Raw genomic sequence first — 12,739 nt, forward strand, 5'->3', positions numbered from 1 at the left:
AGCGATTTTTTTATTGAATTAGGCGGGTATGCAAGTAGATATATATCATAAAATGTTATTTTGCTTGATAAGACGTTTTAACTCGGTTTTGATTGCATTGTTGATAGTTGGCTCAGAAAGTATTTTGTTAATTGCAGTATCCGATACTTTTTCAGTAACAAATCATTCACCATTGTAACATACACGTAAATTCAGAATCCCAATATCCTTAAAGCGGTATGTTGGTTTGATATCAAACAGTAATGCAGCGGCGAGCAAAAGAAAAGAAAGATAGTGTAAAACCGATTGTCCAGTACAAACCAAAGTATGAGGTATGATAGATTAGAATCGCTGTTAGCAAGTAAGTCATGACCATTCCTATACATAGGTATGGATGGGTAGGAATGAACTGCCAATTTAGATAAGGGCTATTATTACGGTTTTGCTGTTTATTTATTTGGCAGAGATTTTCATTTAGGATTACTTTTATCATATTCATGATATTTACCTTAATTGATTAGATTTATAGATGAATCTAAACCCTGAGACTAGTATATTAAATTGCTTGAGTTATCGAAATATCTTTTTTTCCCTTAATCTTTTTTTTCTCTTATTTTAAACAAAATTTCTATTGATTAGGAATTGTCCCAAACAGAAAAAAATTTATATTTATGAATTTATTTAGATCACTTTGATTTTTTTATTAATTTATTGGGTTAACGAAGAATATTCTTGAAAAAATTCGACTTTTTTCTTAAACAAAAGCATAAAACTATTGATATTATTAACTACTCGTGCGTTAATGGGAAGAAGCCTAATAAACAGATCTATTTTATTTACGACATTTAAGTTAATGTGTTATGAGTAGCGTTATCCTTGATAGCCTTCCGACCGTTTCTTGCTGAGTGCTTCCATGAGTTAAATAGTGATTTAGGCTTTTGTATACCTGCCGAAAGCAGTAATGTTTATTAGTTATATAGGAAAAGGCACATGTCTGACAAAATGAAGGGTCAAGTGAAGTGGTTTAACGAATCTAAAGGCTTTGGTTTCATCACTCCTTCTGATGGTAGCAAAGATGTATTCGTTCACTTTTCTGCCATTCAAGGAAATGGATTCAAAACCCTGGCTGAAGGGCAAAATGTAGAATTTACTATTGAAGATGGTTCGAAAGGCCCAGCTGCAGCGAATGTAACTGCTCTTTAAGATTAGTTAAATAAATGGATTTCTTGAAGCCTGTCGTGCAAGGAGGCAGGCTTCTTTATTATTTTGTAGTAAAGTTTTCTGGTACAATATTTAATTTTTTGGCATAACCGATAAAAATCAATTATAGCGTTTTAGTAAAGACTGATGGCGAGCAGATGCGTGAAGGTATTATTAGATTAATAGAGCCTTTTAATGAGGTGATAATGTATTTAATTGAGTTATCTGAAATATCCTGCTGGTATTTGGTTTTTTAATGAGAATACAGCAGGTACGGCTATTTATGTAATACCAAAAGAGAGTGACTAAATATAAATTAACATCTTCCTAAAACTTAGTGAATTATTATTTCTGTACTAAATATCTTTACCATAGGTAAAGGGCTTTTAAAGCTAATTAAATTGATAATTGTTTTAATAAATAATTTATAACTAAATATGGTTTATAAGCCTATAAGATAAGGTATTACTTACTAAAAAATATTATTTTTACATTATATTTTTAAAATATTTATTTAATTATTTGTATTATGTATTATGTATTATAAATAAAAACACCTCTATTAAGAATAATATATTTTTTATTGAAAAATAAGTAACTTTTTATATAAAAATATCTTCAATGTTATTTTTAGCCTAAAAATTTATCAAATTAGCTTTTTATTTAATAAAAATTTTTAAGTATAAGTATTTTTTTAAATATTATTATCAATCAATTATATGCATGGATGGGTAACAGAATTATTATTCATTTTTAACGTAAATAAAATTTATAAAAAATAATTTACAATGATAAATATCGTACTTTTGTTTTCTTATTTGTCGTGTATTGAATCCCGCTAACTTAATAGCATTATAATCTGCTTGTTGTCGTTATATTGTATTTATTGTTTCAAATATTGCTAATTAATGGTTATTTTAATATTTATTAATTGATTAAATATATAAAATAACCTTAGTTATTATTCTTTTTTATGAGTAAATATGTTAATAAAAAATTAATATTGAGTTTAATAACAAAAGACGGCTATTTTTGATATAACATAACGTTAAATTTAAATATCTTAAGTACAACTGAATAATTGTAAGAATCAGCTATCTATAAAGATGCGGCTTATTCTAGTTATTAAGTGTGAATTTTTATTCAATTTACAAATATTGAAGTAAGTTATGACCATAACACTCTAGTTTTTAAGATAGATTTATAGAGCAATTTTTAGCGGCCGAATAAAAAGAATTTAACCCATTATATGTCATTAATGGTAAGTACTCTTAGCCAACCACCAGCAAATTTAACTAAATAGAATAAATGAGTATAAAAATATGAACACAGCAGATTTATTGAAGTAAATTTACGATATTAATCTTTCTTATTTATTACTTGCACAACGTCTTATTAAGAAAGAAAAAGCTTCCGCTATGTTTCGACTGGGTATCACCGAGGAAACGGTAGATTCATTGATTAGTTTGACATTACCATAGTTAGTTAAGTTAGCAGAAACTAATAAATTAATATGTAATTTTAGATTTAAGAATAGCGAAACAATTGAACAATTAACTAAAGATTCTCGTGTTGATGATCTACAACAAATTCACACTGGAATTTTATTATCAACTCATTTGTTCCAGCAATTATCGGAAAATGATAAATCGATAAAAAGAAGGGCATAATTATGGCGAGTGAAAGTATTGTTCAAGAAGCAAAAGACATCCATTTGGCTATAGATTTAATTAATTTAGGTGCACGTCTTCAAATGTTGGAAAGTGAAACTCAACTCAGCCGAGGACGATTAATTAAGTTATATAAGGAATTACGGGGTAATCCATCACCTAAAGGTATGTTGCCATTTTCAACCGATTGGTTTATGACTTGGAACAAAATATTCATTCTTCTATGTTTTATAATGCTTATCGCTTTTTATTAACCAGTGGTCATTATAGGGGAATAAATGCTGTCGTACGGGCTTATCGTTTGTATCTAGAACAATGCGGCATTGCACCAAGTAAACCCACCTTATACTTGCTTTGACAAGGACGTGGACGCTAGTTCGATTTGTTGATAGTGGCATGTTGCAACCATCAACTTGTTGCTGCTATGGTGGAACTTTTATTACCCCATGCACACCAACCGCTGAACAGTTTTGCTTGTAGTTTATGCCAACCACCTTCAAGGTCGATCAAAAAACGTAAACATTCCTGTCAATTTGCCGATATTCATCCGCAAGTATTGGGGAAAATTCAGTAGTGGGGCAACTGAGCTTATAAAATAGAGAATTATGGTTTAGGTTTACCATAGCTCTCTTATAGGTCGGTATGTTAGCTTTGAATACGGATCTTTAGTTCATCATTATCAATAAAGGGGGATATCAAGTGCTTGTATTCTTAGGTTATCTTATGGTTATTGGAGCAGTATTAGGTGGTTATTTACTTGTTGTGGGGCATTTATCTGCTCTTTATCAACCGGCCGAGTTTTCGATTATTTTAGGGGCTAGTATAGGTGGTTTTATTGTAGCTAATAATGGCAAAGTGATTAAAGCAACATTGAACGTATTACCAAAATTACTAACAAGTTCGCGATATAATAAAATAATTTACATGGATCTAATTGCGCTACAATTTTTACTACTAACAAAATCGCGCCAAAAAGGCGTTTTATCGTTGGAGTGAGATATTGAAAATCCACATCAGAGTGACATTTTTTTTCAATATCCTAAATTATTAAATGATCCGCATTTAATGAGATTTTTAACTGACTATATGCGATTAATGATTACTAGCAATATGAATACCCATGAGATTGAAGCATTGATGGATGAAGAAATTGCCACTTTTGAACAAGAGGCTGAAATACCTGCGATTAGTTTAAGTATGTTAGGTGATTCATTTCATTACCTGCTTTTGGTATAGTTGCCGCGGTGATGGGGGTGGTGCATGCCCTTGCTTCTGCGGATAGACCTGCCGGCGAGATGGGAATATTAATCGGTAATGCGATGGTCGGAACTTTCCTGGGTATTCTACTGGTATATGGTTTTATTTCACCATTAGCAAATTTGGTGCGCCAAAAGAGCCATCAACAAATTAAGATGATGGAATGTATTAAAGTCACTTTATTGTCATCCCTAAACGGTTATGCCCCACGAATTGCGGTAGAGTTTGGCCGTAAGACACTGTTTTTGAATGATAGGCCTTCTTTTTATGAATTAGAAGATCATGTTCGTAGTATGAAAAATCAGATCGGTATCAATTCTGCTGATGTTAAAGATTATTGATTATGAAAACAGCAAAATCTACTATCATCATCAAGAAAAAAGAGCGTAATAAAATAGGTCATTATCATACTGACTCATGGAAAATTGCTTATGCCGATTTTATGACCATCTATGATGGCTTTTTTTTAGTTATGTGGATTTTATCCATTTCTAGTCCTTAGGAACTAACTCGTATTGCCGATTATTTTCGTACGCCACTGAAAACTTCATTAAATGAAGGTACTAAAAGTAGTGATGTTACTAACCCTATACCTGGTGGTGGTCACAAGATGCTATTTATCAAGACGATGATACAGCAGTAGAACAGACTATTCAACTACCAGATCGTGAACCAGAAAGATTTAAAAAATTACAACAAGATCTGGAACAGTTAATTATGAATGATCCTCGTTTGCAGGATGTAAAATCTAATTTATTAATAGATTTAATGGAGGACGGGTTACAAATATAAATTATTGATGGTGAAAGTCGGCCTATGTTTGGCACCGGCAGCGCGGTAATTGACAAAAATATGCGAAAAATTCTCCATATTTTAGCATCAGTATTAAATGATTATCTGAATAAAATTAGTCTTGCTGGCCATACTGATAGTACCCCACGCCCATATGCTAAGGGAGGTTATAGTTATAGTAACTGGGAATTATCGTCAGATAGGGCAAATTCTTCACGCCGGACATTAATTAGTGGTGGTTTGAAAGAATATAAAATCATCCGTGTGATAGGAATGGCCTCAACGGTACCATTAGAAACCAATCCAGCGGCAGCGGCTAATCGTCGGATTAGTATTTTGGTGTTAAACAAAGAGCGTGAAGCCGCAATTATTCATGAAAATCAGCGGCCACAGCTTACAAAAGAGAGTAGAGAAAAGGGCAGTCAATAGAAGAATTCGTAATTGATTTAGTACCATCAGTACCATTATCTATCGACAATGGTAGATAATGGTACCTTAACGAAAAAATAAATAACTATTTAGACGCGCTTTATCAAATATTTTCATAAAGCAGAAGAACGTGTTTTGAATGAGATGGCGCAAATATTGTTGTTTTTAATATTTCATAAGGTCATTAATTCGTTATGGTTATTCACTTTTTGTTAAAATTTATGCTGCAAAATCTGGCTTTTGTCAGTTATAAAAATAAAACTATCTTTATTGAAAATCTGATTAGATAGTTTTTTAGATTAAACAGCGTTAATACGCAAAGTTATGTGACAAATTCTGGCTCAACAACCGAACAAGGGAATTGTTGGTTGTGCGGCGGCGCCTTATCTTGTGCAAGAAATGATTAAAAAGCGTGATCCGTCATATTAAACACAGAATATTATGGTTAATAGGATGGAAGACATTTTTGTTGTCTCTAAAGCCGTAGCCAGCAGATATGGGGTGAAATATTTTGCTGCTGCGATTTTTGCGCAGAAAATTGAACAGATTATTCAATAAATGGCGTAAAACATAAGAATGAAGTATAAGCAGTAGGCAACATAAAGAAGCTGAATCTTATAGCAATAAGTATAAAAGCATTAACTGATTTGGGCGCTAGGTAGTCCGCATGCATTTATGGTTATTGATGATTTATAATAGCTAACAAAAATAAAAGAGATACAAGATTATTCAGAATAAAATAAGCAATGTATCTCTTCTAAAACAATGATCAAATATTATTTACTTCATATTTAATGACTGTTTTATCTGCTTCATCGCATCGATGCCTTGTCGGCAAGCTTTATCTTGCTGATCTTTAGGCAGGGCAATGATCTGTTTTTTACCATCTTCAAGTTGATTTTTTATAGAATCAAGTTATGCTTTGGTTTGTGGGTTTTCAGAAGCCTTGGTAACTAACGAATCAACTTCAGAGAAATAAGCTTTACAGGTATCGGTTGCACCGATATAGTCGATTTTTTTCTCTTCTTCTGAATAAGCAGTGATGATAAATGCGAAATAATCCCTAACTAAATAATATTTATCTAGTTTATAAAGTATAGATTCATTTTATAAAGATGTGAAATATTAATAGTTTTAATCAGGTTATATATTTTCCTTACGATCGCATTTTTAAATACTGCAAAAAACAAAATAGATAAAACGATCATTCATTGTTATACCTGCAAATTAATATCAGTGGATATTAGCCATAACTTAATGATTCTATATAGTGAAGAAATATTATCTATCTTTAGCTTATTATAATTTTCCATCTGAGCTAATAGCGGAAATAATAACTATTCTTTCTCTGTTATCTTCCTTTTAAGTTGATTTTATTATGGCAAGCTTAGCGCCTTTCCTTTGTCAAAAGAAAATTAACGGAGTAAAAGGGAGTGACACAAGAGAGTGATTTAGAAAAAACCGAAGAACCTACTGCCCGAAAAAAGGAAAAAGCAAAGGAAGATGGCCAGGTTGTTCGTTCCCGTGAATTAAGTTCTTTTTTCATATTAATTGCCGGTGTTTCGCTATTCTGTGTTTGTGGCCATTATTGTTATCAAAAGCTCCATATACTTTTTTCACAGACTTTATATTTTAATAAATATATTTTATATAATAGTCACTTATTGCCTAAATTAGTGTTTGAGTCGATTAAAATCGGCCTCAACGCATTATTGCCGATTATAGCCGGATTGGTATTAATCGCTTTTGCTGCGCCTAGTTTTTTTGGTGGTATACATATTAATTTTAAGTCGATTAAATTTGACTGGAAAAAATTAAACCCAATCTCTGGATTGAAACGCATATTTTCAATCAATGCATTGGCGGAACTATTTAAAGCATTATTGAAAGTTATATTAGTTTCTGTTGGTATCAGTCTTTTTGTGTGGGTCAGTCAATCTTCCTCACTTTTTTCATTTAGTCACCGAACCGCGTTATCTGGCATTAACTCAGGCAGCACAATTAATGATATTTGCTGCTTATATTGCCATTTTTATGCTTATTCCATTAGTCGGCTTTGATCTTATTTATCAGCTACTCAGCCATTTGAAAAAACTCAGAATGACCCGCCAAGAAATTAAGGATGAATTTAAACAACAAGAGGGTGATCCGCACATTAAGGCGCGTATTCGTCAGCAACAGCGAGAGATTTCTCGCCGTAGAATGATGGCTGATGTGCCAAAGGCAGACGTTATTATTGCTAACCCGACTCACTATGCAGTTGCTTTACAGTACGACAATCAAAGAATGCAAGCACCTAAAGTATTGGCCAAAGGGGCTGGATTAATGGCATTAAATATTAAGCAACTGGGTGAAGAAAATTGTATTCCAGTGCTGGAGGCGCCACCTCTGGCAAGAGCACTTTATCGTCATAACAAAGTCGGTGGTCATATTCCGGCAACACTTTATGCCGCGGTTGCAGAGGTGTTAGCATGGGTATATCAGCTCAGACGTTGGCAGCGAGAAGGCGGATTGAAACCAAAGAAACTAACCAATGTATCAGTACCTCAGGGACTGGATTTTGCAGGAGATAATAATACTCATGGCTAACTTAGCCTCACGATTGCGTTTACCTAAAGACTTAAAAGATACTCAATGGCAAATTTTAGCCGGACCAATATTGATCTTATTAATTTTGTCGATGATGGTATTACCATTGCCGCCTTTTTTATTAGATATGTTGTTCACTTTTAATATCGCCCTCTCGATTATGGTGTTATTAGTGGCCATGTTTACCAAGCGCATCCTTGAATTTGCGGCATTTCCAACTATCTTGCTGTTTTCCACTTTATTACGGTTATCACTCAATGTGGCTTCAACCCGCGTTATTTTGTTAAAGGGACATACCCGATCGGCTGCGGCAGGTAAGGTTGTTGAATCTTTGGGCCATTTTCTGGCGGGTGGTAATTTTGCGATTGGCATTGTGGTTTTTATTATTCTGATTAACTTTATGGTGATCACCAAAAGTGCTGGTCGAATAGCAGAGGTAGACGCCCGCTTTGTGTTAGATGGTATGCCAGGTAAGCAGATGGCGATTGATGCCGATCTGAATGCCCACTTGGTTGATGAAGAGAAAGCGAGACGGAAAGAAGTTACCCAAGAGTCTGATTTTTATGGATCAATGGATGGTGCTAGTAAATTTGTGCGTGGTGATGCCATCGCCGTACTGATGATTATGGCGATCAATATCATTGGCGGGTTAGTGGTTGGTGTTGCTCAACATGGTTTGACGTTGGGTGAATCAACCAGTATCTACACTCTATTAACCATTGGTGACGGTCTGGTGGCGCAGATCCCGGCATTATTATTTCTACCGCTGCTGGTGTGATTGTTACCCGGGTTGCGACTGATGAAGACGTCGGCGAGCAGATATTGGGCCAACTGTTTGATAATCGACGGGTATTGATGTTAACTGCGGGAGTATTAGGTTTGCTTGGTCTTGTGCCCGGTATGCCAAATATTGTTTTTTTGCTCTTTACTTTGGTATTAGGTTTTATTGGTTGAAATTGATGAGACGCTCGGCCAAACCGGTAATTGATGTAGAGCAACAACAAAAGATTGAACAGTGTTACCAGGCGGTAGAGGTCAGTTGGGATGATGTTCAGCCTGAAGATCTATTAGGTATGGAAATTGGTTACCGTTTGATCCCGTTGGTTGATTAGGGACAAAATGGCGAGCTACTTAATCGAATTGGCGGCATCTGCAAAAAATTTGCTAAAGAGATAGTTTTTTTACCGCCGGTGTTACATATTCGCGATAATATGGCGCTTAAGTCGGAAGTCTATCGTATTTTAATGAAAGGGGTAGAAATTGGCAGGGGGAATGCTATCCAGGGCGTTGGTTGGCAATCAACCCTGGTTGATGCTATCGTGGAATTGATCGGTGATGCGACCCAAGAGCCTGCTTTTGGCTTACCGGCTATTTGGATTGATGAAGCATTACGTGAACAGGCGTAAGTGCAAGGTTATACGGTGGTTGCAGCTAGTACCGTAATTGCGACGCATTTTAATCATCTGTTAAGTCGCTTTGCTAGTGAATTATTTGGTCGCTAGGAAGCGCAGCAGCTTTATGAACGGATCAGTAAAAGAGTTACCGAAACTGACGCAGGATCTAATGCCTGATGTGATCAATTTAACGCTGTTTCATAAAGTATTACAAAATTTATTAAGTGAGCAGGCGCCAATACGTGATATACGCACCATCATTGAAACCTTAGCAGAGCATGCGGCAGAACAAAAAGAGGTAATGGAACTGACCAGTTTGGTTCGTATTGCGTTAGCCAGTGCGATCACGCAGTATTGGTTTGGTGATAAACAAGAGATCCAAGCCATTGGTCTGGATGTGAGCCTTGAGCGAGTTTTGATCCAGGCGCTACAATCGGGCGGTGGACTAGAGCCTGGGCAGGCGGGTAATATTGAGCAACAAGCGATTGAAGCTATCAATAATCAAAGTTTAATTGGTGCACCATAGGTGTTAATTGTCAATTATAATTTACGCCCTTTAATGTCACGTTTTTTACGTCGAAGTTTACCCCAGCTTGCGGTAGTTTCCAGTCTTGAGATCAGATTGACGAACGGAAAATTCGTTTAACCTCCTTTATTGGCCAAACGGTTAATTAATATAAAGATGAACGCTTTGATCACTTCTACGTGGTAAAAGCGTTTATTACCATCAACAAAATTTTCTCTGCAATACCTTTCTTTGGTGATCGGGTTTTACTGTGGTTAGTAATATCTTGGTGATTGGTAATGGGTTTATAGCAACGTTATATTGTATTGCTCAATCGCAAATAAGGAATTGCTAGTCAATGCCTAAGGATTAAATTTTGATTCGGTAACGTAACTGCTGGCGACGACATTTTCTGTCTGGCTATGCTCACCATACAGTACTGGACTATGACGTTTTTTAGGAAGGTTAATTGCTGTTGATTGATCTGCATATGCCGCTTAAGCAGTAGCCCATTTTGTCTATTATGTTGATAAAGATGTTTAATTCGCAGTTCGATTTTTTGCCAGAGAAGAATCAGGGTTTTATCTTGTTGATAGGGCGGCAACAATTGCCTTGTTGACTGCAAGTAATGCGTTTTTCATCACTATGGCGTAGTGCGGTTAACCAATACTGTTTTTTTTCGGTCACTTCATTTAAACGCAGTAAATCAACTTTACCGGCAATCAGTAGTTGATATTCAATATTAAGTAGCTCATTGAGCGTTTCCAATTGGGAAACTTGCTCAATGAGGATCTCCTGTAGCGTCTGTTGGTTCATCGATTTAATCACATATGCTAGTATTTAATTGGAGCAGGGCATCGGCAATTTTTTCTGCATTGACGGTTAATTCGCCACGTTCAATTTTCTGTCTTACTTGTTCAACTAAGGGCTGACGAATATCTTTGTCGTTTGCTTGCAATAGTTTTTCTGCTGATCCAATCAAACTTAAGGTAAAGATAGGATCTTTTTCGTTGCTAGTGATTGGTGGTTTTACTTTTTTGGGGTGTGGTTATGGCGCTTCATGGTGCGAAAGCGCTGCTATACCATTGAGTGGGGTGGTTTTTTCAATGCTCATGAGTTACATCCTGTTATTTAATCGGCTTAGGTGTAATAGCTATCATTAAGGTTGACTATCATGCTTTATAGATCATATAATGGCTTAGTGACTAAAAACTTTAATTTTTTAGCATAATTTTGACGTTACCCTCTTTTTGTGCAATCGCAGTGATAATTTGGCCTGTTAGCATATCCTGATACGGACAGGCTAATTTTCGGCGGCATTATTTATCGCCTTGCCTACATATTCCACTTAAAAATGGCGACTTTGGGCATAAACAATCACATTTTTACCGGCCTGAATAACTCAGACAGGGCGTAACATATTCTGCGTAATGGGCTGCCCGGCAGCAATATCACGTAAACTAAAGTTATTCTTTAAGCTACGCATATCACTGATAATACCGTGTGGTAATTTTTCTAACATACCGCGTTGAGCCATCACATTATGCTGATTAATAATCGAATTACGTTTTATCGGTTTATTAGCTACCCAAATAAGTGCCTTCAACACTAACGGCTAAGCGAAGATAATATTTTTTTCATCACAATTAATAGGTAGGGTTAATTTTCCCCAGTATTGTTGGGAAGGCGCCAGTTTAATTTGTAATTTGTGACAGTTAGGCAACTGTTCTGCGGGGGTAAGAATAGTAATTGTTACCTTATCTTTTTTTAGATACTGCTGGTTAAAATAGTTCTGTAACGTTTTTGGCAGACTAACAGCTACGCTGACGCTAACGGGTAGCAAGAGTAGTAGTAAAACAAATATTCGATTAACCACAAATTTCCTCTTCATTTTTATTTAATAGCCACTATTTAACCAACCATGATCTGTATAGCCAGCAGTGTAGGGTATTATTATCGCTGATAATGTGATAAATAAACTATTAATAATCGTTTTTTCCCGCCTTTGACTTTTTATTCTGCCTATAAGCTACTGCTCTAAGATATTGTCAAAATTGGATCTCTATCGTTAACAGAGGAAAGTTATGCTCGATAAACTCGATGCAACGCTGAGTTTTCAGCAACAGGCACTGTCACTAAGGCACCAGCGCCAGTCTATTTTATCAGCCAATATTGCCCATGCTGATACACCGGGCTACCAGGGGCACTTGATATCTATTTTAGTGCCCAATTAGAAAAAAAACTGATGGCAAATTCAGTCACCGGTAAGCAGTTATCGCTAGCGGTAACCTCCGCCAAACATATTGCGATACAGCCACCGAATTCACTGACGGTCGATCTGCTTTATCGTGTACCCCAACAAGCCGCTATGGATGGTAATACCGTTGATATGGATATAGAACGCAGTCATTTTGCAGATAACAGCGTTAAATATCAAACTGATCTATCGATATTAAATGGACAAATAAAAAGCATGATGGCGGTTATGCAATAAATAGAAGGAATAGATGATGTCACTTTTTTCGATTTTTGAGATCAGCAGCTCTGCGCTATCTGGCCAATCTCAACGTTTAAATGTCAGCGCCAGTAATATGGCTAACGCTGATAGTGTTACGGGCCCTGATGGTGAACCTTATCGTGCTAAACAAGTGGTCTTTTCTGTTTCTGGCTTGTCAGCTGATGGTATTGGTGGTGTTAGCGTGGCTCAAGCAGTGGATGACCCGTCGCCTTTTCGTTTAGAATATCAGCCTTCTCATCCTTTAGCCGATGAACGCGGCTATATCCGTAAACCTAATGTTGATGTGACTGCCGAGATGATCAATACCATTTCTGCTTCTCGCAGTTACCAAGACAATATTGAAGTGATGAATACCACCAAATCATTAATGCAGAAAACATTAACTCTAGGCCAATAGAAAAGTAAG

14 protein-coding genes and 7 pseudogenes are annotated in these 12,739 nt (G+C 35.7%); 14 read left to right on the plus strand and 7 right to left on the minus strand.

Features of this window, described 5'->3' with window-relative positions; translation table 11 throughout:
• Positions 1-162: 162 nt before the first annotated feature.
• Both ARADI_RS17020 and ARADI_RS17025 read right to left on the minus strand, forming a co-directional pair.
• Positions 163-258 carry a YlaC family protein gene (locus ARADI_RS17020; protein WP_238149061.1) on the minus strand — a complete coding sequence of 32 codons (96 nt, stop codon included), beginning with the start codon at positions 256-258 and terminating at the stop codon, positions 163-165.
• On the minus strand, positions 233-478 hold the full coding sequence (locus tag ARADI_RS17025) for a YlaC family protein (protein ID WP_369406912.1): 246 nt from the start codon (positions 476-478) through the stop codon (positions 233-235). Before ARADI_RS17025 ends, ARADI_RS17020 begins: the two co-directional genes overlap by 26 nt.
• A gap of 491 nt (positions 479-969) precedes the next feature.
• Here ARADI_RS17025 and cspE point away from each other — a divergent pair, with 491 nt between their 5' ends.
• From cspE to ARADI_RS01490, 7 genes and pseudogenes are all read left to right on the plus strand, one after another.
• Positions 970-1,182, plus strand: coding sequence for a transcription antiterminator/RNA stability regulator CspE (cspE, locus tag ARADI_RS01460; protein ID WP_026823671.1), 213 nt, complete (start codon positions 970-972; stop codon positions 1,180-1,182).
• 110 nt (positions 1,183-1,292) lie between these two features.
• Positions 1,293-1,488: pseudogene (locus ARADI_RS01465) on the plus strand (protein DsrB).
• A gap of 1,040 nt (positions 1,489-2,528) precedes the next feature.
• Positions 2,529-2,849, plus strand: a pseudogene (gene flhD, locus ARADI_RS01470) (flagellar transcriptional regulator FlhD).
• 2 nt (positions 2,850-2,851) lie between these two features.
• Positions 2,852-3,423: pseudogene (gene flhC / locus ARADI_RS01475) on the plus strand (flagellar transcriptional regulator FlhC).
• Positions 3,424-3,548: 125 nt separating this feature from the next.
• Positions 3,549-4,447: pseudogene (gene motA, locus ARADI_RS01480) on the plus strand (flagellar motor stator protein MotA).
• 2 nt (positions 4,448-4,449) lie between these two features.
• Positions 4,450-4,608: a flagellar motor protein MotB gene (locus ARADI_RS01485; RefSeq protein WP_119710918.1), complete on the plus strand. Its 159-nt coding sequence runs from the start codon at positions 4,450-4,452 to the stop codon at positions 4,606-4,608.
• 314 nt (positions 4,609-4,922) lie between these two features.
• Complete coding sequence (locus ARADI_RS01490) at positions 4,923-5,327, plus strand: OmpA family protein (protein WP_119710919.1); 405 nt, start codon at positions 4,923-4,925, stop codon at positions 5,325-5,327.
• Positions 5,328-6,107: 780 nt separating this feature from the next.
• Here the strand turns inward: ARADI_RS01490 and ARADI_RS19335 are convergent.
• A complete protein-coding gene (locus ARADI_RS19335; RefSeq protein WP_255420634.1) occupies positions 6,108-6,233 on the minus strand; it encodes a DUF5339 family protein in 126 nt (41 codons plus the stop codon).
• A gap of 527 nt (positions 6,234-6,760) precedes the next feature.
• Here ARADI_RS19335 and flhB point away from each other — a divergent pair.
• From flhB to ARADI_RS19345, 5 genes and pseudogenes are all read left to right on the plus strand, one after another.
• Positions 6,761-7,916, plus strand: a pseudogene (gene flhB, locus ARADI_RS01500) (flagellar biosynthesis protein FlhB).
• Positions 7,909-8,859, plus strand: a pseudogene (locus tag ARADI_RS17030) (FHIPEP family type III secretion protein); the annotation flags it as partial. The pseudogenes flhB and ARADI_RS17030, both read left to right, overlap by 8 nt.
• Positions 8,860-8,866: 7 nt before the next feature.
• Entirely contained in the window at positions 8,867-9,028 is a 162-nt protein-coding gene (locus ARADI_RS17035) for a hypothetical protein (protein ID WP_238149063.1), read from the plus strand.
• A 60-nt stretch (positions 9,029-9,088) separates the two neighbouring features.
• The gene (locus tag ARADI_RS19340) at positions 9,089-9,322 is read left to right on the plus strand and encodes an FHIPEP family type III secretion protein (protein ID WP_255420635.1); all 234 of its coding nucleotides are present in this window, start codon (positions 9,089-9,091) and stop codon (positions 9,320-9,322) included.
• A gap of 112 nt (positions 9,323-9,434) precedes the next feature.
• Positions 9,435-9,836, plus strand: coding sequence for an FHIPEP family type III secretion protein (locus tag ARADI_RS19345; protein WP_255420586.1), 402 nt, complete (start codon positions 9,435-9,437; stop codon positions 9,834-9,836).
• 552 nt (positions 9,837-10,388) lie between these two features.
• Here ARADI_RS19345 and flgN read toward each other — a convergent pair.
• The 4 genes from flgN to ARADI_RS01525 all read right to left on the minus strand — a co-directional run bounded on the left by flgN (position 10,389) and on the right by ARADI_RS01525 (position 11,691).
• Positions 10,389-10,631, minus strand: coding sequence for a flagellar export chaperone FlgN (gene flgN, locus ARADI_RS01510; protein WP_147392332.1), 243 nt, complete (start codon positions 10,629-10,631; stop codon positions 10,389-10,391).
• 4 nt (positions 10,632-10,635) lie between these two features.
• A complete protein-coding gene (locus tag ARADI_RS01515; RefSeq protein WP_255420587.1) occupies positions 10,636-10,797 on the minus strand; it encodes a flagellar biosynthesis anti-sigma factor FlgM in 162 nt (53 codons plus the stop codon).
• Positions 10,798-11,217: 420 nt separating this feature from the next.
• Complete coding sequence (locus ARADI_RS01520) at positions 11,218-11,421, minus strand: flagella basal body P-ring formation protein FlgA (RefSeq protein ID WP_182853022.1); 204 nt, start codon at positions 11,419-11,421, stop codon at positions 11,218-11,220.
• Positions 11,422-11,430: 9 nt separating this feature from the next.
• Positions 11,431-11,691: a hypothetical protein gene (locus tag ARADI_RS01525; RefSeq protein ID WP_119710923.1), complete on the minus strand. Its 261-nt coding sequence runs from the start codon at positions 11,689-11,691 to the stop codon at positions 11,431-11,433.
• Between the two features lie 208 nt (positions 11,692-11,899).
• On the opposite strand from ARADI_RS01525, the pseudogene flgB reads away from it, so the two are divergent.
• Positions 11,900-12,309: pseudogene (gene flgB, locus ARADI_RS01530) on the plus strand (flagellar basal body rod protein FlgB).
• Positions 12,310-12,325: 16 nt separating this feature from the next.
• Positions 12,326-12,730 carry a flagellar basal body rod protein FlgC gene (flgC, locus tag ARADI_RS01535; RefSeq protein ID WP_119710924.1) on the plus strand — a complete coding sequence of 135 codons (405 nt, stop codon included), beginning with the start codon at positions 12,326-12,328 and terminating at the stop codon, positions 12,728-12,730.
• Positions 12,731-12,739 lie beyond the last annotated feature (9 nt).

It is taken from the genome of Arsenophonus endosymbiont of Aleurodicus floccissimus, assembly GCF_900343025.1.
Taxonomy (GTDB): Bacteria; Pseudomonadota; Gammaproteobacteria; order Enterobacterales; family Enterobacteriaceae; genus Arsenophonus.